This window comes from Massilia aurea (assembly GCF_024753205.1).
In the GTDB taxonomy this organism is placed as follows: Bacteria; Pseudomonadota; Gammaproteobacteria; order Burkholderiales; family Burkholderiaceae_D; genus Telluria; species Telluria aurea.
In genome coordinates this window covers 742,648-768,671 of sequence record NZ_JANUGZ010000001.1, presented here as the reverse complement: position 1 = coordinate 768,671, position 26,024 = coordinate 742,648, and the positions used below count along the sequence as shown (strand labels likewise).

18 protein-coding genes are annotated in these 26,024 nt (G+C 66.5%); 6 read left to right on the top strand and 12 right to left on the bottom strand.

The features are described from left to right. Positions 1-47 precede the first annotated feature (47 nt). The 8 genes from NX775_RS03155 to NX775_RS03120 all read right to left on the bottom strand — a co-directional run bounded on the left by NX775_RS03155 (position 48) and on the right by NX775_RS03120 (position 13,500). Positions 48-1,640 carry a sensor histidine kinase gene (locus tag NX775_RS03155; protein ID WP_258834676.1) on the bottom strand — a complete coding sequence of 531 codons (1,593 nt, stop codon included), beginning with the start codon at positions 1,638-1,640 and terminating at the stop codon, positions 48-50. 20 nt (positions 1,641-1,660) lie between these two features. After that, the gene (locus NX775_RS03150) at positions 1,661-2,308 is read right to left on the bottom strand and encodes a response regulator (RefSeq protein WP_258834675.1); all 648 of its coding nucleotides are present in this window, start codon (positions 2,306-2,308) and stop codon (positions 1,661-1,663) included. Positions 2,309-2,394: 86 nt separating this feature from the next. Continuing rightward, on the bottom strand, positions 2,395-4,017 hold the full coding sequence (locus tag NX775_RS03145) for a sensor histidine kinase (RefSeq protein ID WP_258834674.1): 1,623 nt from the start codon (positions 4,015-4,017) through the stop codon (positions 2,395-2,397). A 13-nt stretch (positions 4,018-4,030) separates the two neighbouring features. Next, the gene (locus NX775_RS03140) at positions 4,031-4,690 is read right to left on the bottom strand and encodes a response regulator (RefSeq protein WP_258834673.1); all 660 of its coding nucleotides are present in this window, start codon (positions 4,688-4,690) and stop codon (positions 4,031-4,033) included. A gap of 229 nt (positions 4,691-4,919) precedes the next feature. Further along, positions 4,920-6,599, bottom strand: coding sequence for a hypothetical protein (locus NX775_RS03135; protein WP_258834672.1), 1,680 nt, complete (start codon positions 6,597-6,599; stop codon positions 4,920-4,922). 14 nt (positions 6,600-6,613) lie between these two features. Next, entirely contained in the window at positions 6,614-11,401 is a 4,788-nt protein-coding gene (locus tag NX775_RS03130) for a hypothetical protein (RefSeq protein ID WP_258834671.1), read from the bottom strand. 107 nt (positions 11,402-11,508) lie between these two features. Then, positions 11,509-12,819, bottom strand: a complete 1,311-nt coding sequence (locus tag NX775_RS03125) for an NEW3 domain-containing protein (protein ID WP_258834670.1) — start codon at positions 12,817-12,819, stop codon at positions 11,509-11,511. A gap of 129 nt (positions 12,820-12,948) precedes the next feature. After that, positions 12,949-13,500 carry a hypothetical protein gene (locus NX775_RS03120; protein WP_258834669.1) on the bottom strand — a complete coding sequence of 184 codons (552 nt, stop codon included), beginning with the start codon at positions 13,498-13,500 and terminating at the stop codon, positions 12,949-12,951. Between NX775_RS03120 and NX775_RS03115 the strand changes: the two genes are divergently transcribed. The 5 genes from NX775_RS03115 (at position 13,499) to NX775_RS03095 (ending at position 18,428) form a co-directional block, all read left to right on the top strand. After that, complete coding sequence (locus NX775_RS03115; protein ID WP_258834668.1) at positions 13,499-13,696, top strand: hypothetical protein; 198 nt, start codon at positions 13,499-13,501, stop codon at positions 13,694-13,696. The two genes, NX775_RS03120 and NX775_RS03115, sit on opposite strands and share 2 nt — an antisense overlap. A gap of 124 nt (positions 13,697-13,820) precedes the next feature. Then, on the top strand, positions 13,821-15,518 hold the full coding sequence (locus tag NX775_RS03110; RefSeq protein WP_258834667.1) for a methyl-accepting chemotaxis protein: 1,698 nt from the start codon (positions 13,821-13,823) through the stop codon (positions 15,516-15,518). 17 nt (positions 15,519-15,535) lie between these two features. Beyond that, on the top strand, positions 15,536-16,354 hold the full coding sequence (locus NX775_RS03105; protein ID WP_258834666.1) for a CheR family methyltransferase: 819 nt from the start codon (positions 15,536-15,538) through the stop codon (positions 16,352-16,354). Continuing rightward, positions 16,351-16,842 carry a chemotaxis protein CheD gene (locus tag NX775_RS03100; RefSeq protein WP_258834665.1) on the top strand — a complete coding sequence of 164 codons (492 nt, stop codon included), beginning with the start codon at positions 16,351-16,353 and terminating at the stop codon, positions 16,840-16,842. Before NX775_RS03105 ends, NX775_RS03100 begins: the two co-directional genes overlap by 4 nt. Continuing rightward, positions 16,839-18,428: a chemotaxis protein CheW gene (locus tag NX775_RS03095; protein WP_258834664.1), complete on the top strand. Its 1,590-nt coding sequence runs from the start codon at positions 16,839-16,841 to the stop codon at positions 18,426-18,428. Before NX775_RS03100 ends, NX775_RS03095 begins: the two co-directional genes overlap by 4 nt. 55 nt (positions 18,429-18,483) lie before the next feature. Here NX775_RS03095 and NX775_RS03090 read toward each other — a convergent pair whose 3' ends face one another. Beyond that, positions 18,484-21,684 (bottom strand): hybrid sensor histidine kinase/response regulator, encoded by a 3,201-nt coding sequence (locus NX775_RS03090; RefSeq protein ID WP_258834663.1) that lies wholly within the window; start codon positions 21,682-21,684, stop codon positions 18,484-18,486. Between the two features lie 99 nt (positions 21,685-21,783). On the opposite strand from NX775_RS03090, the gene NX775_RS03085 reads away from it, so the two are divergent. Then, complete coding sequence (locus NX775_RS03085; protein ID WP_258834662.1) at positions 21,784-22,485, top strand: SOS response-associated peptidase family protein; 702 nt, start codon at positions 21,784-21,786, stop codon at positions 22,483-22,485. Here NX775_RS03085 and gudD read toward each other — a convergent pair whose 3' ends face one another. From gudD to NX775_RS03070, 3 genes are read right to left on the bottom strand one after another with little or no spacing between them, the layout of a single operon-like run. Then, positions 22,486-23,826, bottom strand: coding sequence for a glucarate dehydratase (gudD, locus tag NX775_RS03080; RefSeq protein ID WP_307732047.1), 1,341 nt, complete (start codon positions 23,824-23,826; stop codon positions 22,486-22,488). Positions 23,827-23,865: 39 nt separating this feature from the next. Next, positions 23,866-24,834: a Bug family tripartite tricarboxylate transporter substrate binding protein gene (locus NX775_RS03075; RefSeq protein ID WP_258834661.1), complete on the bottom strand. Its 969-nt coding sequence runs from the start codon at positions 24,832-24,834 to the stop codon at positions 23,866-23,868. Positions 24,835-24,864: 30 nt separating this feature from the next. Then, a complete protein-coding gene (locus NX775_RS03070; RefSeq protein WP_258834660.1) occupies positions 24,865-25,938 on the bottom strand; it encodes a porin in 1,074 nt (357 codons plus the stop codon). Positions 25,939-26,024: the final 86 nt, after the last annotated feature.

Here is a 26,024-nt window from a genome sequence, read left to right as displayed (position 1 = left end):
CAGCCATCGCAGGCCGGCCTGGCCATCGCCCACCAGAATCGGGCGCATCAGACAGCTGCTGCATCGCCAACACCAGCACCCGCCGGCAACCACAACGCAACCTCAGTCCCATCCCCCGGCGCCGACACGATCTCGATCACGCCGCCATGCGCGGTCACGATCTCGCGCACGATGGTCATGCCCAGGCCGTTGCCAGGCACGTCGGGCAGGGCGTTGGCGCGCCAGAAGGCGTCATACACCTGTTTGCGCTGCTCGGGCGTCATGCCCACGCCCTGGTCGCGCACCCGCACTGCGGCGCCGGCTTGCCCGGCGCGTTCCTGCTGCGAGATGCTGATATCGACGATGCTGTCCGGCGCCGAGTAGGCCAGCGCATTGTTGACGATATTACCCAGCGCCTGCTGCACGCGCGCGGCGTCGGCCGTCACGGGCGGCAGGCCGGGCGCCACGGCCAGCGCGATCCGTGCGGCGTGCGCGTCGTTGGCCAGCGCGCCCTGGATCTTGGCCATCATGTCGGCCAGGTCGAGCAAGGTTGGTTGCAGCTGGGCCGCGCCGCCGGCATCGATGCGCGCCAGGTCGAGCATCTGATTCACCAGGCCGATCAGGCGCGTGGCCTGGCGGTGGATGATGTCGATCAGCTCGCGCCCGGTGGTCGGGTCGAACTCGCGCTTGAGGAGCAACTCCGAAAACCCGAGGATGCTGGCCATCGGCGTGCGCAATTCGTGGCTGGCGGTGCGGAAGTAATCGTGACGCCGCTGGTTGGCGGCGCGCACCCGTTCGCGTTCCGCGCGCAGGCCGTCCATGTCGCGCACGGTGGCCACCAGGTGTACATGTTCGTCGAGCGTCATTTCGGCAATCGATATTTCGGCGGCAAAGCTGCTGCCATCGATCCGGCGGGCATTGCCCTCGCGGCGCGAGACGACCTGCGGCGCCATGCCGATCAGCAGAGCCGACGGGTGGTCCGCCAGCGCGCGGCTGGGCGCCCCGAACAACTGCTCGGCGGCGGGATTGCACGACAGGATCCGGCCCCCGGCGTCGAGCAGCAGCACGGCGTCGGGCAGGTGTTCGAGCAGCGTGCGCAGTGCGCGCGCGCTGCTGCGTTCACGCTCGCAGGCGGCGCGCAGCTCGATGGTGGCGATTTCCCCCGCCACCATGCCGGCCAGGTCGCGCAGCATCGCGCGGTCGGCGTCGGAAAATTCACGCGGTACGCTGTCGATGATGCACAGCGTGCCAATCCGCATGCCGTCCCCGACGTCGATCGGCGAACCGGCGTAGAAGCGCGCCGCCGTCTCGCCGCGCACCAGCGGATTGTCGGCAAAGCGCGCGTCGGCGCGGGCGTCGCGCACCACCATCACGTCGTCCTGCAGGATGGCGTGCGCGCAAAATGACACCGAGCGCGGGGTCTCGGTCAGCGTCACGCCCACGCGCGACTTGAACCACTGGCGGTCGGTGTCGACCAGGCTCACGAGCGCGATCGGCACCTTAAACAGGTGCGTGGCCATGCGCGTGATGCGGTCGAACGAGGCTTGCGGCGGCGTGTCGAGCAGATTCAGGTCGAGCAGCACCGCGTGGCGCCGGGCTTCGTCCGGGGGCAGGGGGGCAGAACCAGGAGTGGGGTGGAGGTTTGTCGGCGTCTCGTTCATTATGGGGTCCTGCGGATGGATCAGGGCGCCGGTGGTAGCGCCGATGTCACTGCGGCGCGCAGGGCCGCGAGCGGCGCCGGCTTGGTCAGGTAAGGTACATCGTCGGGCAGGCCCATGGCCAGTACGGTCGGCTTGTCCATGCCGCTGATGACCACCATCGGCATCGACGCGGTGGCCGGATTGTCGCGCAGGCTGCGGATCATGCCGAAGCCGTCCATGCCGGGCATGCGCAGGTCGCTCACCAGGATATCGGGGCGCGCCTGGCCGATGCACATCATGGCCTCAAAGCCGTTGCTCGCCTTGCGCACTGAGAGATCCATACCCCAGGTTTCGATTTCCAGTTCGTACAGGCGCAGCAGCGTTGCGTCGTCATCGACAATCAGCACAGTGCGCGCGGCGCCCAGCGGCAGGATCGGGCGGGCGCTGCTCGCCATGGCGGGCGGTGGGGCAAGCACGGCGCGACGCCCGTCGAGCAGGCGCTCGACCGAGGCATTGGTGATGCGGCGATGGCCGCCCGCCGTCTTCCATGCCTGCAGCGCGCCATTCTCGACCCACATCTGCACCGTGCGGTGCGAGACACCGATCCGCTCGGCCGCTTGCCGGGTGGTGCAGAAGGCCGACCGGTCACAGGCGGGCTCAGTATTTTCTTGACGCTCGGCAATTTTCATATTTGCTGATTTTACCGGTTCGGATTGGACTGTCAAGGCAAACCGGAAGGTCTCGTCGGCACTGATGGGCACTTGCAACACCAGCCTTACCGACGGGCCGATGCTGGCCCGTCATCGGTATGGGCCACCGGCAGATAGAGGGTGACTTCTGTGCCGACGCCGGCTTCGGATTGGAGCGCGATGCGCCCGCCGTGCAGATCGACGATCTCCTTGAGGATCGTCAGCCCCAGGCCGCTGCCCGGCGCCGCCGTGTCGCTGTCGACGCGGTAAAAGGCGTCGAAGACCTGGGCCTGCTGCTGGGGCGTCATGCCGATGCCGCGGTCGCGCACGCGGATCGCCACCATCGGCCGTTCGCCCCACTGTTCGGGCGCGGCGCGCAGTAAAATCGGCGTGCCGGGGGCCGAATACTTGATGCTGTTGCTGACGATATTGGTCAGCGCCTGCTGCATCTTCTGGGCGTCGGCGGCCAGTGGCGGCAGGCCAGGTGCGATGTCGGTGCTGACGCGGTGTGCCTGGCCGAGGCCCTCGAGGGATGCCAGCGTCCTGCTCACCAGATCGTCCACTGGGACGGCGTCGATCTTCAGTTCGTCCCGCCCGCCCGCTTCGATCCGCGCCAGGTCGAGCAGCTGGTTCACCAGGCTGACCAGGCGGCCGGATTCGCGGTGGATGATCTCGACCAGTTCACGGCTGACGGCGGGATCGAATTCGCGCTTGAGCAGCAGTTCCGAAAAGCCCAGCACGCTCGACATCGGCGTACGCAGCTCGTGGGTGGCGGTGGCGAAGTGGCGCCGGCGCCGTTCGTCGGTGGCGCGGTTGTGCTCTTCGGCGGCGCGCCGCTGCGAAATGTCGCGCACCGTCACGGCAAACTTCGGGCGCGCCGCCCACATCATGCGGCAATACGAAAACTCGACCGGGAAGCGGCTGCCGTCCAGGCGCCGCGCCAGTGCCTCGTAACGCGCGCCTTCGCGCAACTGGCCCGTGCGGCGCAGGCGCAGCAGGTCTTCGTCCATCAGTTCGCGCAGCGGGCGCCCGGCCAGCAGCGGGCCGGATGCGCCGAACAGCCTTTCGGCGGCCGGGTTCGCGGCCACGATATTGCCTTGCGCATTGAGCATCAGGATGCCGTCGGGCAGGTGGGCCACCAGCGCCTTTTCCCAGCCTTCGGGCGCGGGGCGGCCTGCCGGCCGCGCGCGCAATTCGTCGCCCGCAATGGCGGCCAGGTCGCGCAGCGTGGCCATCTGCTCGTCATCGAAATGGCGCACCTCGCGATCGATCACGCACAGCGCGCCGACCCGGCTGCCGTCCGGCGCGGCCAGCGGAATGCCGGCATAGAAGCGCACGTCCGGCGCACCGGTGACGAACGGGTTGTGGGCAAAGCGGGGATCGAGGCGCGCGTCGTCGATCACCAGGCCATTTTCGTGCTCGATCGTGTGGGTGCAGAACGAGGTCACGCGCGTGGTTTCGTGCAGATCGATGCCCACGCGCGACTTGAACCACTGGCGGTCGGCGTCGACCAGCGCGATCAGCGAAATGGGCACGCCGAGCAGGCGGCAGGCCAGGCGCGTGATGCGGTCGAACCGTTCTTCGGGCGGGGTGTCGAGCAGGGCGAGTTCGTGCAGCGCGCGCACGCGGGCCTGGTCGGACTGGGGGATGGATTGCGGCGCAGGCAAAGTCGGGGCAACCAGGGGGTGTCGGTCCGGCTCGGAATGCATGATGTCGGTCCTGTCAGTCGCGGGCAGCCGCCCCGTCGATGTCACTGAAGATGCGTTCGATCCGGGCGCGCAGTTCGGGGAAGCGCACCGGTTTGGCGAATACCGGGATGTCATCGGGCAGGCCCATCGACTTGATGGTTGCAGGATCGAGGCCGCTGATGACGATGATTGCCATATTGCCATAGCGCGGGTCAGCGCGCAGTGTACGTACCATGCGGAAACCATCCATGCCCGGCATATTCAAGTCGCTGATCAACAGGTCGGGTCGCGCTTCGCCGATCCGGATCAGCGCATCGAAGCCGTCGCGCGCCTTGATCAGCTGAGCGTCGAGGCCCCAGCCCGACATTTCCAGCTCGTACAGGCGCAGCAGGGTCGCGTCGTCGTCGGCCATCACGATGCGCCGGCCGGCAGGCGTCGGCCTGGCAGGGGGCGCCGGTGCAGGTTGACCGCCGGTGACTGCGTGATTGCGCTGTGCTACCAGGCGATGTACCGACGTGAGCAGGATACGGCGGTGGCCGCCGGCGGTTTTCCAGGCTTGCAGAACGCCGCTTTCGACCCAGAGTTGCACGGTCCGGTGCGATACGCCAAGCAGGCTCGCGGCCTCCTTGGTCGAGCAGACTTCTGCGGAAGCGGGGTCGGTCGGCGCCGGCGCCGGACTGCTGTGCGATATCATGAAATAGAATTGTGCAGGTGGTTAAAAGCCTCCCGACCGGGGGCCGATGATCCACCCGATTGCGTGTCGTCAGAGCAACAACGCATCGAAAACAACCGGATCAAGCCACCTGGATGCGTAACGAATACACATAGGCAAGTCAACAATCTATCAAATTATCACAAATTACGATAGTGAAACGTGATAACCCGTTTCTGTATTGTAACTGTCGGTCGTGAACAATGGGACGCTATTGTAGCTTTACCGTCACGGTGACAGTGCCACTGGCCCCCGGCGCCAGCGTACCGGTGATGCCCCACTCGATCTTGCCGTTTGCGCCCACCTCGGGTTTGGCCGCCACCGCGCAGGCCAGGCCAGAAGGCAGGGTGCCGCAGCCGCTGTCGGCATAGGTCGTGAAGGCCGGCGTGGTGTCTTCGATTTTCAGTTGCGTCAGCGTGGTGGTGCCGTTGTTCTCGAACGTGATCGTATACAGGATCGTGCTGCCCGGCGTGGCATTGGCCTTGTCCACTGCCTTGGTCAGCTTGAAGTCGTCGCAGGTCTGGCAAATGCCTTCGACCGTGACGACGATTTCGCCCAGGCCGATGCCGAGCAGATCGAGCAGCGGATCGGCCACCCCAGCCAGCGCCGGCGCAAGCAGTGGCGTGACCACGCCCTTCACCAGCGTCTTGACGAGCGGTTCGACCGCGCCCTGCAACAGCCCCAGGGCCGGCATGCTGCGGATCTGCAGGTTCGTCGCCAGGCTGTTGGCCGCGTTGGTAATGAAGGTCGTGCTCGAGGTCACGGTGCGCGTCTGCGGGAAGGTGCCCGACATCGTCACGCTCGTCGAAAATGGCGCCTGGCCACGCACGATGCTCTTGATGTCGAGTGCAATATCGACCGGCAACAGTCCCAGCGCGGCGGCCCGCAGCGAACCGATGGTGCCGAAGTCGACGTCCGAATCAAGAATCACGCGGCTGCGGTTGAAGAACACGCTGTCGTCGATCTTGCCGATGAAGATGTCGGACACGCCCGGCGCCACCTGCAGCGTGACGGCCCGGTTAGCGGCGTCCACGGCGCTCAAGCTGCCCTGGCCGCGCGCGACTTCCACGTACACATCCAGCTTGCCGATGCCCACCGACGCGCTTTGCAGCAGCCCCACGCCGACCAGCGAATTGGTGGCCGGCGTCAGCGACACCAGGTCCATCTTGAGCTTGAGGCGGATCGCGGCCGAATGGAAGGTCGAGCCGGTCGGGCCGCACACGTACACCGGCGGCTCGATCACCTGCGCATACAGTTGCAGGTTGTTGACCACGCCCGTTGCGCCCAGCAGGCCGCCCGAGATGCCGACCGGCTGCGGCGTGGTCAGCACGTTGCGGCGGTTGTACAGCTGGACCAGGCCGGTGAACATGTCGAGCGCATTGACCGTGCTGGTGCCGAGCGACCCTGTGTCGGCCGTGACCTTGAGCAGGTCGCCCAGGCGCACGGTGCCGCCCACGCCATTGAGTTGCGAGGCCAGGCTGGACAACGCACCGGCCAGCTGCGGCTTGGCCTCGGCCTGCGCCTCGACTGCCAGCGCGTTGGCGATCTGCACCAGCGTGACGTTGGTGCTCAGTGCCTGCGCCGGGGTCGATACGCCCAGGTCGGTCTTGAGCACGTTCAGGAAATTCAGCAGGTTCAGGTTGCCGCCGGCCAGCGCGTTCCAGTCAACGGCATTGAGCGACGTGCCGGTGCCAAGCATGCCGCCCAGCAGCGGGCCGAGCAGGGCGCTCTTGCCGGTGTCGACGCTGGCCAGGCGCGGGCCGGCGGTGATGCAGGCGCCGGTCACCGTGCAGTCGGCCATGGCGGGCAGGGCGCCGAGCAGGCACACGATGGCGAGAAAGGCGCGCAGCCAGGCGTGGCGCAGGCGGGACGAGAGCAGTGCGAAAGTCATGTCGGTATCCTTGATTACTTGAGCAGGTCGCCCGTGAGCAGGCCTTGCAGCGTGTTCTCGTCGAACTTCATGCGCACCCGGAAGTACACGCCCCTGGCGGTGGCGTCGGCGCCGGCCAGGTCGCGTTCCTTGAAGCCGAGCAGGTTGTAGCCGGCCGAGACCCACATATTGCGTTGCAGCTGGTAGCCTGCCTCGATGCCGGCGGCGTACTGGCGGCCACGCGTGTCGCGGTCCATCAGCATCTGCGCGGTGGCGCCGATGTCCCAGTCGGCATTGATCTCGTGGGTCACGCGGCCGGCCACCAGGTGGCTGACCGTACGGTTCGACAGGCCGCTCGACTGGTCCATCGCCATCTTGGCGGCGTAGCGGGCGCTGACGGTGGTATCAAGGCGCAGCTGCCAGTTGGCGCCGACCGAGACGGCGTGCACGGCGCGCTTGAGGTCAGCCAGGCCGTCGTCGCGTTCGAGCTTGTACTCGTACTTGGCCAGGCCGTTCATACCGATCGACTGCAGCGCGCGGTAGGCCACGCCGCTTTGCAGCAGTTCGGTCACGCGCATGGCCTTGCTGGCATTCGAGCGGGTGGCGGCCAGCGTGTTCTTGCCCAGGAAGGTCCAGCTGTCGTCGATCTTGTAGGCCAGGCCCAGCGTCGAGAGGAGGCCATCGCTGTCGGCGCCGTGGCGCAGTTCGAGACGGGCGTTGCCGGTCCAGGTCGGATGCCGGCTTACTTCAATGGCGCCGGTCAGCGCGATGGCTTCGTTGTTGCTGGCGCCCGAGAGCACCTTGACGCGCTCGAAGCTGGTGTTGGCGCGCACGCCGTCGCCCAGCGTCCACAGGTTGCGCAGGCCCAGGGCTGCTTCGGCCTGGCGCTCGCCGGTCACGGTGCCCGCTGGCGAGGTGCCGCCAGCGCGGTATTCCGAGAACACGCGGCCGTCGTGCATGTAGTCGGTGTCGACACCGAACACGGTGGCGTGGCGCTGCTGGCCCTGGTTCAGCGCATAGGTGGAACCCAGGCTGCTGATCAGTTCATGGCGGCCATACACGCGGCTGCCGCCGGCGAAGCGGTAGTCGCCGCCCAGTGCCACCATGCGGCGGCCATTGTCGTGGATATCCTGTTCGCCTTCGACGAACACACCGGCCTGCGGCAGGCCAGGGATCTGCATGCCCAGCTTGGCGCGCACGCTGGTCAGGTCGGGCTGGGCCACGATGACGCCGGCGCCGCCTTCTTCACGGGAATGGCGCATGCCGACTTCGGCTTGCAGGCCGTTCTCGAACGCGTAGCCGGCAAAGAGCTGCACGCCGTTGCGGGTGGCGTCGGTGGTCAGGTCGGCGGTGTGCAGGCCTTCCAGGCCGACGCTGGTGCGCTCGGTGAAGCGGTAGCGCACATTGGCGCCGCCTTCGGTACGGCCCTTCGGCAGGTTGGCCGATGGATTGTCGAAGTTGGCGTCGGCGCGGCCCAGGAACAGGCGGCTCTCGAGCTTGCCGTCGGTGCGGTTGGCGTCGAAGCGCGCGGCGCGACCCGACAGGCCGGCTTTTTCCATCTGCGCCGCTTCGACGATGACGACGGTTTTTTCATCCGGCTTGACGCTGGCGTTGACGCTCACCAGGCGGGTCGGGGCGGCCGGATTGCGGTCTTCGACGGCGCTGGCGCCGACTTCGACATGGCTGCCGATCTGGTACTGGGCGGCGACACCGCCGACCAGGAAGCGTGCGCCGTTCTGGTCGACTTCGTACGCCAGGCGCAGGCTGACCGGGTTCAGGTTTTCGTCCAGGCTCGGCACCGGGGCGCGCAGCAGGATGCGGCCGCTGAGCGGATCGATATCGTAGTCGACGTAGCGCACCAGGGCGCGGCGCGACAGGATCACGCCGGTCTGGTCGCGGTCACGCACGATGATTTCGATGCGCTCGCTGTTGATGACCATCAGGCCGCCGCCGGTGAGGAACGGGCCCGAGGTGCCGTTGGCGGCGAATTCTTCGACCATCTGACGGGTGCTGTCATAGCTGAGGAACGAATCGACTGTCAGACCATCGAGTTCGGCGTGCTGGCGCAGGCCCGTCAGGTTGCGGTTGTAGGCGCCCAGGTTGCGCGCCGGGGTCACGCCTGGCGGCACGAAGTCACCGAACATCACGTACGAGCGGTTGCGCTCAGCCTTGACGTACAGGCGGCCGGCCGATTGCGCCTCGAAGCCGCGGCGCGCGTCGTCGCCGTAGGTCGGGTAAAAGGCAAACGGGTTGATGTCGCGGAACATCTTCGGTTCGGTGTCCTTGTCCGAGTCGTACGACATCGTCAGCAGCGTATCGGCGCCGATCTGGCCCTTGGCGAACATGGCGGCGCGGGCGCCGGCGTTGGCGTTCTCACCCCCTGCCACGTGGCGCAGGCGGTCTTCGAAGCCGTCGAAATCGCGCTGCGGGGTGGCGGTATTGCCGCGGCTGCGGTTCAGGCTGAAGGCGCCTTCGACGACGCCGGCCGCCACCATCGGGCGCAGGGCTGGCAGGAAGCGCAGCGTGTTCTTCGCGCGCAGCAGGCCACTGGTGGCCTGCAGGCGGGCTTCACCGGCGTCCGGTGCCGTGCGCAGCGCGAATTCGGCGCTGCCGCCTTCGACGAAGACTTGGTGGCCTGGCTCGCGTGGATCGAGGTCGGGCTGGTCCCACTGGCCGGCGCTGGCGGCCAAAGTGACCGGCGTGCGTTCGGCGATCAGCACGCCTTGTGCGTCTTCGAGGCGCACGGCGACCATCGCCAGCGAACGGCCGTCGGCCGGCGCGGATTCGACCAGCGGGGCGACCGACAGGCGCGCCAGGGCGCCCGGCACGATGACGTCGACGACGCTGCTGCCGCGCGGGTTGCCGAAGCTGTCCGTCTCGCGCACTTCGATCAGGTTGTGGCCAGGTTTCAGGGTCACGCCGACATAGTCGCGCAGCTCGAGTGCCTGCGCCGCCACCGTGTCCTGCTTGCCGATATGGCTGTCGTCCACGGCCACGCCATCGACCAGCAGCGTAAAGCTCGAACCGGCGCCGCCCTTGACGCGGATCGTCGGCTGGGCGTGTGGCAGGATGGCGCCGTCGACCAGGCCGATGAAGCCCAGGCGGTTGGTGACCGTGGCCAGGTCCAGCTCGGGCGCGGCCTTCGCGGCGGCTGGACTTGGGGCGGTCAGCACGGCGGCCGAGGCCAGCACGGCGCGCAGGCGGGCAGCCCGGGCCTTGATCGCCTCGAGCACATCGGGATTGCAGCCGCTCAGCGCGAAATCGGCGCGCGCCAGTTCGCCGTCTTTCAGGTCGACGAAGCGGCTGCCGGCGTCGCCAGCATTGCGGTTCGACAGCACGGCCAGCGGGCCGGCCAGCATGGTGCTCAGGTCGACTTTCGCCACGTGGGTGCGCGGGGCAACGTCGGCGAAGCTGTAGCGGCCATCGGCATCTGTCTGCGAGAAGCTGCCGTCTTCGAGGTAGATGCGCACGTCGGGGATGCCCGGTTCGCCCAGGTCGCGCTGGCCATTGACATTGCAGTCGGCGAACACGTCGCCCAGGATGAAGCCCTTGCTGCTGAAGATGCCCGCTTTGACCTTGACTTTGGCCGCGGCCACCGAGGAGACCAGCACCAGCGGAGCGCCGCTGGTGGCCTGGGCGCGGTTGATGCCGTCGCCCTGCAGCGCGCCGCCGCCGATGCGCACGCGGTAGCGCAGCACGCGGTTCGATTTCGCGGCCAGCGTATCGAGGGGAATGCGCAGCGTCGGGCCGCGGTCCTCGAACTTGTCGGTCACGAGCGCACCATCGATGCGCAGCGTGCCCGGCACGAATGAGAAGCCGGCCGGCAGGCGGTCTTCGACCACGACATCCACCAGCGCCTGTTCGGCGGTGTTGTGGACGCGCACCGTGTAGTCGAGCACGTCGCCCACTTCGACGACGGCGCGCGACGCATTCTTTTCCACGTACAGCACACCCGGAATCGGGTCGAGCGGCACGTCGATCGTGACCACGCCCGAGGTTTCGCTGACGATGAACTCGCCGCCGAACGAGCCATACAGGTTGGTGGTGCGGCCGGCCGGCAGTTCACCGATGGCGCGCTTTGACGGGAAGCCATAGTTCGACGGCGGGGTGACCTGCAGGCGATACAGGCTCGGTGCCACCAGCGGAAACTGATACATGCCACCGCGATCGGTGATGACGGTGCTTGGCGCGGGCGTGACGCCATCCACGCCGAACACGCGGGCCGGTCCACCAGGCGCGCCGCCGTTGCCGGCGCCGGTGATGTCGATCAGGCTCACGGTCGCGCCCGGCAGCGGCAGGTTGCTGCGGCTGTCGTAGACGATGCCGATCGGGTCGACCAGGATCGCGGTCTGGATCATGCCGCTGCCGCAGCCTTCGACGCTGGCCAGCAGGGTGTCGTTCTTCATCACTTCAACGATGCCGTCGGCAGCGTCGTCCTCATGGTCTTCGTCTTCGCTGTGGTTTGCGGCGACGGCGCTGAAGCGGTATTCGCCGGTGTCGGCGCCCGTCTCGCGCGCCGTGAAGGCTTGCCGGTCGCCCGTCAGCGTGGAGGTCAGCGTCACGCTGACCTGCTCGGCAACATTTTTGTCGACGTTGCATTCGGCGGCATCGACCTGGAGGAACAGGTTGCCGTTGATCTCGGTCGCGCGCGCCACGCGGCTGTAGGCGGCCGAGGTGAAATAGGTGATTGAATCCGGGCGCACGGCGCGCACGGTATTCGATTCAATGGTGATGCTGTTGCCGGTAGCGCCGACAAAGGTCGCGCTGGCGCGGTTGTTGATGGCGGCGCCCGCGTCGCAGGACAACCACAGGACAAAGCTCATGCAGAGAAATACGAGGTGTCGGAGGAGGGTTGTCATGGCGCGCGAGAGTCTGGGAATTCGAAGGCAGCGCCGCCGGAGCGGCGCTGCGTTGGTTTACGTTGGTCTACTTAGTCGATCTTCACGCCGAACGCCATCGTGTTCGACTGGCCCGGGGCCAGCATGCCAACACTGGCCGAGACGCTGCCGACGAAGCCGGCGGCCGGCGCCAGGATCGAACCCAGCAGCGTGTTGGCCGGGGCGCCGGCGTGATAGGTCGTGTTGGCCGGGATCGTGTCGGTCATGACCATCGAGTTGATGACGGTCGCGCCCTTGTTGGTGCCGACGATCTGGTAGCGGATGCATGCGCCCGGCACGGCGCCAGACACGATCGGCGCGCTGCTGAAGGCGGTATCGGCGGTGCCGTCGCAGTTGGCGTCCAGGGCCTGCGTCTTGACCAGCTCGACGAGCGAATCGGCAGCCGCGACCGTGACGGCTTCGTGGATGCGGTCGGCTACGCCGGTGATGCCCGAGATGGCGCGGAAGTACAGGTCGGTCGTGCCTGGCGCGGTTCCGGCTGGCGGGGTTACTTCGGCCGTCACGCGCACATTGGCGCCGGCGGCGACGGTGGCGTTGGTAATGACCGCGCCGTTGGCGTCCTTGAAGACCACGGTCCAGCCGGCTGGCAGGATTTGCATGCCGAACGTGCCGTCGGTGCTCGCTTGCAGATTGAAGGTGTCGGGGCTGCCGCCGGTGTTGTTCAGGAACAGGACGAACGAGGTCATCGTGCCGGCCGTCGTGGTCTTGGTCTCCACGGCAGCTGCTTCGACGCCAGGACCTGCGCCCGGTGCGCCGGCGCCGGCCGAATTGGCGGTGATGTCGAGCACGGCGGCGGCCGACACGGTGGTGGTATCGATGCTGGCGGCGGTGACCGCGCCGTTGAAGCCGCTGGTAGCGCGTACGGTCAGCACGTTGGTCGTGCCGTTGGCGGCGCCGGCCGGCAGCGCGGCGACGGCCACGAAGCGGAAGGTGGCGCCGGCAGTTAGCGGGCCCGTGCTGGTGATTGGGATAGCGTTGTCGGCCACGCCGTCACCGTTGGCGTCCGCGTAGAACACGACGCCGGTCATGTTCAGTGTGCCGGTATTGATTTGCGACAGGGCGAAGGTATCGCTGCCGTTACCCGTGTTGGTCACGCTGTGGGCGTAGGTGACCGAGGTGCCGGCGCCGGCGCTTTTGGCGGTACCGGCCGGCATCGTCAGGCTGGCAACCTGCTGCACGGTCGTGATCACGGTGTTCGACTGGACCGTCTTGGTGCCGGTGGAATCGTTATAGGTGGCGGTGGCCTGGTTGGTGATCTGGGTGCCGGCCGCAGTGGCGGCGTAGGCGCCGTTGGCGGTTGCCAGCAGCGCTGCTGCGGCGACGAGCTTGAGATGGGTTTTCATGGCTGCTTCCTTGTAATGGGACTTGCGTGAGTCAGGATCGAACAGGGTGATCGGATTGTTATGTTAATAAAAAGACAACTATTTGTGCAGTGTTGCAGAGCGACGCCGAAACGTCAGGACATCAAAGGGTCAGGAGCGCGCGAGCCTGGCCGACGGCGGGACGGCGACACGCATGCGCGAGGTCACAGTCGCGGCCTTGCCGGGCGCGAGATCGCCCAGGTCCCAGCGCAGAAAACGGTATTGCTCGGGCGGTACCGGCTCGACGGTGCGGCGACCGTTGCGCATCACTTCGCGGGTCAGGGGGAGGGGACTGAACTGCTTGCCATCGAGACTGGCCTGAACTGCTTTCGGCGCTGCGCTGCCGTCGAGGTAGACCATCGCGCCTTCAGGCACCGGCAGCGTCGCTGCTACTCCCTTTGCGGCCGACTTGCCGTGGTTCCGGTAGGTGACCTGGTATTCGATCGTGTCGCCAGGATTGGCTTCAGTTGCAGGGACCAGCTTTTCGCCGCCCTTGTCCTGCGTCACGACCTGGAAGGCTTGCAGGCGCACATCGACCACCTGGGCATCGGCAGCGAACACCTTCGTTCCGGCCAGCACCGTGGTCCAGAACAGCAGGATCATCACGATGCGCATCAGCAGGGGATTTGTTTCAGTCAAACGGAGATGGTTGGAAGTAATCATGGTTTCGTTTTTACTGGATTATTGGTGTGAGGAATTTTACCGTATTTACCGAATTTCTCAAGAAAAATATTTCTTTTTGACTGATTTGGTTGCGCGGAGGGAACATATGGAACACGCGCTTAAGATGTCTGATCGTTCAAAAAAATGGGGCTTCTCATCTGTAGCAGGACAGGTTGTTGTTGTAGGGCAACGATAAATCAGGCAGAATCAATACTCTGACTTTGCTGGATTTACTGTTTGTGTGAAATGACGGATGATGCAGACATGCACCCGTTGCGTCGTCGCCCGCAGCGCCCTTATTCACCTATCTCACTGAATTTATGGAAACGATCTATCTGGAATCGCCTGACGCGCTGCAAGACCTGCGTGCGATCTACTCGGCGCTCGACGGCGCCCAGGCCATCGTCGAATTCGATTTGAATGGCAACATCCTGCGCGCCAACGACAACTTCCTGAGCGTGACGGGTTACACGGACGCGGAGCTGGCAGGGCGCCATCACTCGATGTTCTGCGAGCGCGAGCTGATCGATTCACCGGCCTATGCCCGTTTCTGGCAAGACCTGGGCGCCGGCAAGTCAGACCGCGCCGAATACAAGCGCATCGCCAAGGGCGGGCGCGAATTCTGGATCAACGCGTCCTACAATCCGGTCAAGGACAGCTCGGGACGCGTGTCCAAGATCATCAAGTTCGCTACTGACATCACGGCCGAGAAAGTTCGGGCTGCCGAGACGACCGGCCTCGTGTCGGCAATCGGCCGCGCGCAGGCCGTGGTCGAATTCGACATGAGCGGCGTCCTGCTCGACGCCAATGCCAATTTCCTCGACCTGCTCGACTACGCGCTGGAAGACGTGCGCGGCGAACACCACCGCGTGTTCTGCGACGACGAATACGCGTCGAGCGCAGCCTACCGCCGCTTCTGGGGCAAGCTCAATCGTGGCGAATTCGACGCCGGCCGCTACAAGCGCCACGGCAACAACGGCAAGACGGTGTGGATTCAGGCGACCTACAACCCGATCTTCGACGCCAACGGCAAGCCGGTCAAAGTCGTCAAGTTCGCCACCGACATCACCGCCCAGGTGATGCTCGAAGAAGCGGCTGTCCAGCGCGCCGAAGATGAGCGCCGCAAGGTCGGCCTGCTGCTCGAGCAGGTGGCGCGCGCCTCGGCCGGCGACCTGACCGGCACGATCGACACGAGCGGCGCCGAGCCCCTCGACGAACTGGGCCGCGGCGTGATGAAGATGATCGGCGACCTGCGCGGCGTGATCGGCGACGCCGTCTCGGCTGCCGGCAAGCTCAATGTCTCGTCGCGCACGATTGCCGACCGCTCCAACACGGTGGCCGCCAGCGCCCAGGCGCTGGGCGCGACGGTCGAACAGATGAACGCCTCGGTCGATGGCCTGACCGCCTCGATCAACACGATCGCCCGCAGCACGCAGGAAGCCAACAGCCTGGCCCAGTCGACCCGCGACGAAGCGGAAATCGGCGCCAAGGCGATTGCCCGTTCGATCGAAGCGATGGCGATGATCAACCAGTCGTCCGAAGACATCGGCGAGATCGTCAAGGTCATCGGCGAGATCGCCGGGCAGACCAATATGCTCGCCTTCAATGCGGCCATCGAAGCGGCGCGCGCCGGTGAACACGGCCTGGGCTTCTCGGTCGTGGCCGACGAAGTGCGCAAGCTGGCCGAGCGTTCGTCGCAGGCGACCAAGGAAATCTCGAAGCTGATCAATGAATCGGTGCGCCGCGTGGCGCAGGGCAGCGAAATCTCGCGCCAGGCCAGCGAAGCGTTCGACCGCATCACCAGCGGCGTCGGCAAGACCTCGCTGGCGATCGCCGAGATCTCCGACAGCGCCAGCGAGCAGTCGCTCACGGCCAAGGAAGTTTCGGCCGCGATCCTCTACATCGCCCAGGAAACCGAGCGGTCAGCCGGTTCGTGCGACAGCATCGCCCGTTCGACCGAAGGCCTGAACGAGCACGCGACCCATTTGAACAACACTGTTGCCCGCTTCGTGGTCTGAAGCACGAGGAAACGGCCATGGAACTGCGCGACGACCATCTCTCCGCCCTGATCGCCCTGGTGCGCCAGCACACGGGCATCGCGATGAACGAGCACAAGCGCGTGCTGCTGCAGGGGCGCCTGCTCCCGCGCCTGCGCGCGCTGGGCATCGCCTCGTGGGCCGCCTATATCGAGCGCCTGGCCAGCGACCGCACCGAGGTCACGTCGTTCATCGACTCGGTGACCACCAACGACACGGTGTTCTTCCGCACGCCGGCCGTCTGGGCCTGGCTGTCGGAGACGTTCCTGCCGGCGTTCGCGGCGCAGGGCCGCGCGGCGCCGCTGCGCATCTGGTCGGCCGCTGCCGCCACCGGCGAAGAAGCTTATTCGCTGGCCATGAGTTGCCTCGAATACCAGGCGCAGGCACCCGGCCTGCGTTTCGAGATCCTGGGCACCGACATCTCGCATGCGGCGCTGGCCACGGCGCGCGCCGGCGCCTACCGCGGCCGCAGCGTGGCACGCTTCGAGGCCGATCGTCCGGCCCTGTTTCGCAAATACCTGGTCGCGCATGGCGACGGCGTGAAGGTCGGTCCGGATGTCGCGCAGCACGTGCGCTTCGACCAGCACAACCTGTTGGGCCGGCCGCCACGGGGCGCCGCGTTCGACCTCGTCATGCTGCGCAATGTGCTGATCTATTTCGATGCCGAGCACCAGCAGCAGGTGCTGGCCGGCGCCCGGGCCGCGATGGGACCAAGCGCCCGCCTGGTCCTGGGCGAACAGGAATCCATCACCCGCCTGCAGACCGCGTTCGCGTTCGAGCAGGCCCACGTATATCGTATCGGCGGAGAACCATCATGAGTATGCAAAGCCTGAGCCAGATGTCGCATGTCTTGTCCGGCCAGATGCAGATCGGCCACGGCCACCAGGTCCTGACCGCGCTGCTCGGCTCCTGCGTCGGGATCGGCATGATCTGGCGTAACCAGGGCCGCTGCGGCCTGGCGCACTGCTTCCTGCCCGATGGTGTGGAAGCCGGCGAAGGCTCGGCCCGCTACGTGAGCGCCGCGGTGCCGCGGCTGCTGGCGATGATGGGCGTGCGGCGCGAGCAGTACGACGAAGTCGACGTCGTCATCGCCGGCGGCGCGCGCATGCTGAACCTGCGCCCGGTGGGCGGCGCGGTCGGCACGCGCAATATCGAAGCGGCCCGTTCGCATTTGTCGCTGCGCGGTCTGCAGGTGAGCTTCCAGGACGTGGGCGGCTCGCAGGGCCGGCGCCTGTCGATCGATTGCGATCAACAGACGTTCAGCGTGGTGCGCATCGCGCGCGAACAGGAGGCGCTGGCGGCATGAATATGGAGACTGCAACGATGAGCGATGTCGGCGCGGCCGTGACGGCCATCGAACAACAGATGGCCGGGGCTGCGCGCGTGCTGCGCGAAGCAGCCGGCATGGAAGTGATAGGGACGTTCTTCCTGGCCGGCCAGGAGTTCGCACTGCCGGCACTGAACGTGCGCGAAGTGGTGGGCATGCCGGCGCGGATCACGCCGATCCCATTGTCGCCGCGCTGCCTGGAGGGCATCTTCACGCTGCGGGGCGCGGCGATCCCGCTGCTGAATCTGGGCCGCATTTTCGATGCGGCTGCACCCGGCGTGACGGGCGAGCAGCGCGTGGTGATCATCGATGTCGACGACATCCAGGTGGGCCTCGTGTTCGACGCCACCGGCGAAGTGCTGCGCGTGCGGCCCGAGCAACGCGCCGGCCTGCAATGGCAACAGGGCGCTGCGCGCGGTGTTGTCGCCGGGACCATCACGCTGGCCGATGGCGCGCGCGTGCTGCAACTGCTGGACGCCGATGCGCTGGTGCGGATCGATAACGTGCCCCAGGTGCGCGCCCATGCCAGCGTGGCGCGCGACGCCTGGCGCATGCGCTTTTTACGCCAGGCGCAGGGCCGCAAGTGCATCTCGTTTACCGTCGGCGGCCTGCGCTTTGCGCTGGCGATGGAAGCGATCCAGGAAATCATGCGCGTGCCCGAACTGCTGCCATCGGTGATGGTGGGCCGCCTGTGCAAGGGTTGGCTGAACCTGCGCGGTGTGCCCGTCGGCGTGGTCGACTTCGGCGCGTTGCTCGGTTGCGGGCCGTCGCAGTCGGAGCCGTCTGATGCGCGCGTGCTGATCGTACGCATCGGCGACGAACAACTGGGCCTGCTGGTCGATGCGGTCGACGACATCCGCCCGTACTTCGACACCGACATCCTGCCCATCCCGCTGCTGGGCACCGCGCGCGGGGCAATGTACCGCGGCTGCCTGCCCAACGCCGAACTGGGCGACAGCCTGTTCCTGGCCCACGACCATCTATTCTCGGAGTCCGAAGTGAGCGACATCTGCGCCGGCCATCGCCGCCTGTACGCACAAGAAGCCGGCGCCGCCTGCGCTGCCCGCAAGATGACCGGCGCGCGCCAGGTGTACCTGGCGTTTTCGCTCGATACCGGCTGGGCCGCCGACATCAGCCAGGTGCGCGAGATCGTCGATTTCAACGGCGCCGTCACCCGCCCGCCCGGCATGCCGGCTTGCGTGCACGGCATGCTGCAGGTACGCCAGCAGATGGTGTGCGTGATCGACCTGCGCCTGTTGTACGGCATGGCGCTCTTGGCCGCAGCGCCGGCGACCGATGCAGCGCGCCGCATCCTGGTGCTCGAGCACGACGGCGAGCGTTTCGGTCTGATCGTCGACCGCGTCGACACCATCCTGTCGCTGCCGGACACCCAGCGCCGCCCGTCACCGCAACTGCTGCGCGTGAACGGCCCGCAAGACATGCGCCAGGACAGCGCCGAAGTGCTCGAAGTGCCCGGCATCGACGGGCGCGAGGACGTGCTGACGCTGTTTGACAAGGAGAAGTTCATTGTCACGCTGCGCCAGCAGTTGGGCGCGGTGCACTGAGCTGCGCGCCCTCCAACGGATTCAATGGCCCTGCGGGGCCTTTGTTATTTGTGCATCAAGCCAGCCGCCCCAGCAACGCCTCAAGCTGCTGCGCATCGTACGGCTTGGCCAGAATCGCATCCGCAACGCTGGAGGCCTGACTGGCCCCGCTGGCAAACGCGATGCGCGTCTGCGGCAGGCGCGCCTTGACCTTCATGGCCAGTTCGTCGCCTTGCATGTTCGGCAGGTGCAGGTCGGTCAGCACGATGTCGGGCGCCCGGTCTAGCAAGTCCAGCGCGGCTTCGGCATCGGCCGCTTCCAGCACCTCGTATCCCAGAAAACGCATCAGTTCAGCCGTGTTCTCACGGATGGCGTCGTCATCTTCCACCAGCAGCACGCGCGCCTTCGCCGTCACCGGCGCCGCCACAGTGGCCGGCAGACTGGCCGCCAGCAGTGCATTCTTCTGCTGCTGGTTCGACAGCACGTGCCGCACCTTGCGCGCCAGGTTATCGCGCGTGTACGGCTTGCCGAGCAGTTCGACGCCGGCGTCGAGCCGGCCGCCGTGCACGATGGCATTCTCGGTATAGCCCGACGTGAACAGCACCGCCACGTTCGGCAAGCGTTCGCGCGTCTTTTTGGCCAGCTCGGGGCTGCGTAGCGGCCCGGGCATCACGACATCGGTGAACAGCAGGTCGATGTGGATGCCGCTGTCGACCACCGTCAGCGCCGCGCTGGCGTCGTTGGCGCGCAGGACGCGGTAACCCAGGTCGGTCAGCATGTCGACCACCGTCAGGCGCACCTGCTCGTCGTCCTCGACCACCAGCACCGTCTCGTGGCCGCCGGTGACCGGTTGCAGCAGCGGCTCGCCCGCATGATCCTCGACCTGCAGGGAGCGGGGCAGGTAGATCTTGATCGTGGTGCCTTCATCGACCTCGCTGTAGATCTTGACGTGGCCGCCCGATTGCTTGACCAGGCCATACACCATCGACAAGCCCAGGCCCGTGCCTTTGCCTTCGGGCTTGGTCGAGAAGAACGGCTCGAAGGCCTGGTCGATCACCTCCTGCGGCATGCCGCTGCCGGTGTCGCTCACGGCCAGCATCACGTACTGGCCGGGCGTGACCTCCGGGTGCGCCAGGCAATAGGTGGCGTCCAGCGCCGCGTTGGCCACTTCGAGCGTCAGGCGACCGGCGCCTTCCATTGCGTCGCGCGCGTTGATGGCCAGGTTCAGGATCGCGTTCTCGAGCTGCGCCGGGTCGACCTCGGTGGTCCACAGGCCGCCCGAAATCACCATCTCGATGTCGATCTCTTCGCCCAGCGCGCGCCGCATCATGTCGTCCATATTGCCCAGAAGGCGGCCGATCTTGACCGCCTTGGGTTCGAGCGGCTGGCGCCGCGCGAACGACAGCAGCGAGCTGGCCAGCTTGGCGCCCCGTTCGACGCCGCTCATGGCGTTCTGGACGCGTTTCTGGATCTCGGGTAGGCCGTCGGCGCGGCGTGCGATGAGTTGCAGGTTGCCGCCGATGACCTGCAGCAGGTTGTTGAAGTCGTGCGCCACGCCGCCGGTGAGTTTGCCGATCGTCTCCATCTTCTGCGACTGCTGCAATGCCGCCTCTGTGCGGCGCATGACGTCCATCTGCGCCAGGTCGGCGCTGATGTCGCGGCCCACGGCGTGCACGTACTGCAGGTCGGGCGACGCGGTCCACGACAGGTTGCACCATGAGCCATTCTTGCGCTGCCAGCGGTTCTCGAAGCGGTACACCTGGCCACCGGCCCGCAGCGCCTCCATCTGCTGCGCCGTCACGGCGCGGTCGTCGGGATGCACGAGTGCGAGCATCGGCGTGCCCAGCACCTCGGCTTCGGTCCAGCCGAGGATGGCCGTGAAGGCCGGATTGACGGCGAACAGCGTGGCGTGCAGGTCGGCCACCAGCATGATGTCCTTCGACAGGCGCCACATGCGGTCACGTTCGGCGGTGCGGCGTTCGACCCGTTCTTCCAGGCTCGCATTGGACAAGGCCAGTGCGTCGGCCGCGCGCTTCTGGTCTTCGATGTCGATGCTGCTGCCGATCCAGAGCGATGCTTCGCCCGCCTCGCCCGGAGAACGGTGGGCGCGCACCAGGTGCCAGCGGTACTGGCCATCGTGGCGGCGCAGGCGGATTTCGGCGTCGATCGGCGCGCCTGTCGCCACGCTGGCCTGCCACACGGCGCGGTAGCGTTCCATGTCGTCCGGATGCACGATGGCCTTCCAGCCCAGGCCCAGCGCATCGTCGGGCGACGTGCTGCAGCCGGCGTACTCGCGCACGCGGTCGTTGATCCATTCGACGCTGCCGTCATCGTGCGCCGCCCACACGTGGTTCGGCATCGCTTGAGCAAAGGTGCGAAAGCGCGTTTCGCTTGCGCGCAGCGCGCGCTCGGCGTGCACCCGCTCGGTGACGTCGTTGCCGAGCACGAAGGTGGCGAACACGGCGCCATCGGCGTCGCGCAGCGGCTGCAGCACGACGTCGATGAAGGTGCTGGTCGGCCCGTCCTGGCCGGGATTGTTCAGTACCAGTTCGACACCTTCGGCGCGAAACGCCGTGCCATCGGCGAAACTGCGATCGAGCTGCTCGACCAGGCCATGCGAGGCCAGTTCGGGCAAGGCCTGCGCCACCGGCATGCCGAGCAGGGCGCGCATGCCGGTCAGCGTGCGGTAGGCGTCGTTGGTGAGCGCGTAGTGGTGTTCGGGGCCGTCCAGCAGGCACATGAAGCCCGGCGCCTGCTCGAACATCGTGTGCAGGCGCGCGCGCTCGGCCTGGATGTGGCGCTCGGCCTTGACCTTGCTGGAGGTCTCGACCACGACCGCCATGACGCCGGCAATCACGCCATCCTGGTCGCGGATCGGCGAGTAATCGAGGTTCATCCAGACCTGCTCGGGCGCGCCGCTGCGGTGCAGCGTGAGTTCCTGATCCCGGTAACTGAGCGTGCCGCCCGCCAGGCCGACGCGCATCACGTTGTCGTTGAAGGCCGCCACTTCGGGCCAGCCTTCGCGCACTTTCGAGCCCAGCAGCATTGGATGGCGCCCGCCCGCGAACACCCGGTAGGCGTCGTTATAGATCATGTAGCCGTCCGGGCCCCACAGCGTGACGATGGGCGTTGGCGTGGCCATGATCAGCGCGACGGTCGTCTTGAGCACGGTTGGCCAGGCGTCGATGGGGCCGAGATCGGTGCTTTGCCAGGGGTAGGCCAGGACCAAACGCGAGGTTTCGTCGATTTCGGGCAGGAAGGGCAGGCTGGCTGGCATCGTGGGTAGAATGCTAAAAAAAGGACGCTGGTATTTTACACTTGTACCGCTGAGCAGTGACGCATCATTACCGATAAGAAATATTTTGGGAGTACAGCCATGTGCGTGAATTACCATCCCCCGACGCCCGAGATGTTCAACGGCCGCATCGGCGCGTTCAGCCAGTTGCCGCGCGACTGGCAATGGCCCGAAGAAACGTGGAAGGATTACGATGCGCCGATCCTGTGCGCCGCGCCCGGGCTGGCGCCGCAGGCGCGCGTGGCGAGCTACGGCATGGTCCCGCGCCGCCACATTCCGCCTGACGTGAAACCGTTCGACACGATGAACGCGCGCGCCGAATCGCTCGTCGCCCGCCGGTCGTTTGCGTCGGCCTGGCGCCGCCTGCAACTGTGCGCAGTGCCGATGCTGTGGTTTTACGAACCGTGCTACGAGAGCGGCCGCGCCGAACGCACGGCGATCGGCATGCGCGACAAATCGCTGTTCTGGGTGGCGGGGCTGTGGCGCGAATGGCAGGAAGCCGACGGCAGCATGACCAGTGCCTTCACCCAGATCACGATCAACGCCGACACGCATCCCTTGATGCGCCGCATGCACCGGCCGGGCGACGAAAAGCGGTCGCTCGTGCTGCTGGGCGACGACGAGGTACGCGACTGGCTGGGCAGCCGCGACCTCGACGTGGCGCACAGTTTTCTGCGTCATTTTCCAGCCGAGGCGATGACGGCGTGGCCGGCGCCGCTGGCGCCCAGGCGGGCAGCACCTTCAACCGCGGTGCCGATGCCTGTCAATGGTGAGCTGTTCTGATCAGCGCAGCAGGCAGGGGCGCTTGTTGTCGAACTTCCAGTCGCGGATCAGGTACTGCATTGCCACTGCATCGTCGCGTGCGCCCAGGCCGAGATTCTTGTAGGCCTGGTGCGCCGCTTCGAGCTTGTCGGCATCGAGTTCGATACCCAGGCCCGGGCGCGCCGGCACCTGCACCATGCCGCCTTCGATGCGCAGCGGCTCCCTGGTCAGGTGCTGGCCATCCTGCCAGATCCAGTGGGTGTCGATGGCCGTGACGCGCCCCGGCGCGGCGGCGCCCACGTGCGTGAACATCGCCAGCGAGATGTCGAAGTGGTTGTTCGAGTGCGAGCCCCAGGTCAGGCCGAACATCTCGCACAACTGGGCCACCCGCACCGAGCCCTGCATGGTCCAGAAGTGCGGGTCGGCCAGCGGGATGTCCACTGACTGCAGCTGGATCGCATGGGCCATCTGGCGCCAGTCGGTCGCGATCATGTTGGTGGCCGTGCGCAGGCCCGTGGCGCGGCGGAACTCGGCCATCACTTCGCGGCCCGAGTAGCCGTTTTCGGCGCCGCACGGGTCTTCGGCATAGGCCAGGATGTCGTGCTTGTCGCGGCACACGCGGATGGCGTCGGCCAGCAGCCAGCCGCCATTCGGGTCGAGCGTCACGCGCGCCTGCGGGAAGCGCTCGTGCAGTGCGACGATCGCCTCCATTTCTTCATCGGCGCCCAGCACGCCGCCCTTGAGCTTGAAGTCATTGAAGCCGTAGCGCGCGCGCGCCGCTTCGGCCAGACGCACGATGGCTTCCGGCGTGAGCGCCTGCTCGTTGCGCAGGCGCAGCCAGGGATCGACTGCGTCGGCTTCGCTGCGGTAGCCCAGCGGCGTCTTGCCGCTGTCGCCGACATAGAACAGGTAGCCCAGCATCTCGACCGCCGTGCGCTGCTGGCCTTCGCCCAATAGCGCCGCGACCGGCACACCCATGAACTGGCCGAGCAGGTCGAGCATCGCCGATTCGACGGCCGTGACGGCGTGAATGGTCGTGCGCAGGTCGAACGTCTGCAGGCCGCGGCCACCCAGGTCGCGGTCGGCGAACGCGCTGCGCATCGCGTTCAGCACCTTGTTGTAGTCGCCCAGCGTGGCGCCGATGACGAATGGGCCGGCATCCTCGATGGTCTGGCGGATCTTTTCGCCGCCGGGCACTTCGCCCAGGCCGGTATTGCCGACGCTGTCGGTCAGGATCACGATATTGCGGGTGAACCAGGGGCCGTGCGCGCCGCTCAGGTTCAGGAGCATGCTGTCCTGGCCCGCGACGGGGACGACGCGCAGGCTGGTGATGACGGGGGCGTTTGCCGAGGTATTGGACATGATGGGCTGCTTGAAAATAAATGTTGAACGGGTTTGGCGTCAGTCCAGCGTGATCTTGCCGTTGATGATGACCTCGCGCCAGCGGGCCAGCTCCTGCGCCTGGAACTTGGCGAATTGCTCGGGCGTTGAGGCCACGACCTCGAAACCCTGTTCGGTCAGTTTGGCGGCAATCTGCGGATCGTGCAGTGCGCCCGTGATCGTCGCGTGCAGCGTGGCCTTGATGTCTTTCGGCAAGCCCTTCGGCGCCGCAATGCCTTGCCACGAATAGACGTCGACTTCCTTGACGCCGGCTTCGCCCAGCGTCGGCACGTTCGGCAGCACCGCCGAGCGCTTGCTGCCCGTGACGGCCAGGGCCTTGAGTTTACCGGCCTTGATGTGGCTGAGCACGACGTTGATGTTCTGGAAGGATGCGTTGGCGTGGCCGCCCAGCAGGTCGGTGATCGCCGGTGCGCCGCCCTTGTACGGCACGTGCAGGCCCGAGGTGCCCGTCTTTTGCCAGAACAGCGCCGTCGTCAGATGGTCCGAGCTGCCGGCGCCGGACGTGGCGAACGTGATCTTGTCCGGATTTTTCTTCAGGTAGGCGACGAAGTCCGCGACCGTGGTGGCCGGCACCGTGGCATTCGTCACCAGCACGTTCGGCGCCTGCACGGCCACGGTCAGCAAGTCGAAGTCTTTTGATGGATCGTAGGGCAGCGTTTTCTGCAGCAGCGGGTTGACCGAATACACGCCAATCGACGCGACCATCAGCGTGTAGCCATCGGGCGCCGCGCGCTTGACGTAGCCGCCGCCCAGCGCGCCCGTGGCGCCCGGCCGGTTATCGACCACCCACGGCTGGCCCAGTTTGGCGCTGACCTTCGGACCGATGGCGCGCGCGATGGCGTCGGTGGAGCCGCCCGCCGGGAACGGCACGACGACATTGATTGCCTTGTCTGGAAAACCTGCTGCCTGCACGCCACCTAGAATTGCCAGTCCGATGAACAGGGATGAAACTTTGGTACGGATCGTCATTGTGTCTCCTCGTTGTTATGGTGTCAGGACTCAGAAGCTGTGGCGCACGCCCAGGTTCCAGGCGGTGTCGCCGCTGCCCGATTCGGTATTGTTCGCCACCGTGTAGCCGGCGCCGTTGCGGTTGGCGACGTGGCCATAGGCGGCGTACAGGCCGGTGCGCTTGGACAGCGCGTACAGGTAGCCGATGCCCCAGGCATTGGCATCCTGGTTGAAACGGGTGCGGTCATCCTTGTGCAGGACCGACGCCAGCAGCGTGCCGCCCATGACGGGCGCCGAGATGCCGAGCAGGTAGCTGCGTCCGTCCGTTGACGGCGTTGGTCGCACGCCGCCATACGGGTTGTTGGGGTTGATCAGCGGCGCGGCGTTGTCGCCCTTGTCGCTGCTGATGCCCGAGTGCAGCTTGATCCAGCCAGCGTTGTACGAGGCTGCGAGCAGGATGTTGCGGCCGATCGACCGGTCCACCGCAGGTGTGGCGCCATTGGCCGCGACATCGGTGTTCTTGTTGTTGTAGACAAGGCGCACGGCCAGCGGGCCGGCCGCATAGCCAATCGCGCCGCCGAACTGGCGGCCCGCGGCCGAGCGGCTTTGCTCGCCCACGCTGTACGCCAGTTCGCCGTCGAAGCCGTTCTTTTTTTGCGTGGCGTAGGTGATCGTGTTGCTGGTGCGGATATTGGTGCCGTTGTGGGGAAACAGGCTCTTGGCACTGCCCGCATAGCCGGTGTTGAACGGGTCGACGATCGAGACCATCGCCGTGTGATACGGCGTGTACTGGCGCCCGAGCGCCACCGAGCCGAACTTGGTGCGCAAGCCGACGTAGGCCTGGCGATTGAAGATGGTGCCGGCGGCGTCGATTTCGCCAGTGTCGATCTTGGTGCCGCCTTCAAGCGTGAAGAAGGCGGCCATGCCGTCGCCCAGCTCTTCCACGCCGCGCAGGCCGAAGCGCGAGGCGGCCGCGGCGCCGCTGGTGACCTTGGTGACGCCGCCGGCGGTGCCGCCATCCTCGACGACGATGGCGGCGTCCACCAGGCCATAGAACGCGACGGACGTTTGGGCATGGGCCGTGCCGGCGCCCAGTAACAGGACAAGCGCTGCTGCTGTTTTCAAGACTGTCTCCTTTGTTATGTGGTCGGACCTTATGTGATCCGTACGCAGCCTTCAGCAGTCGCATGCTTTGGGCTGGGTCCATCATA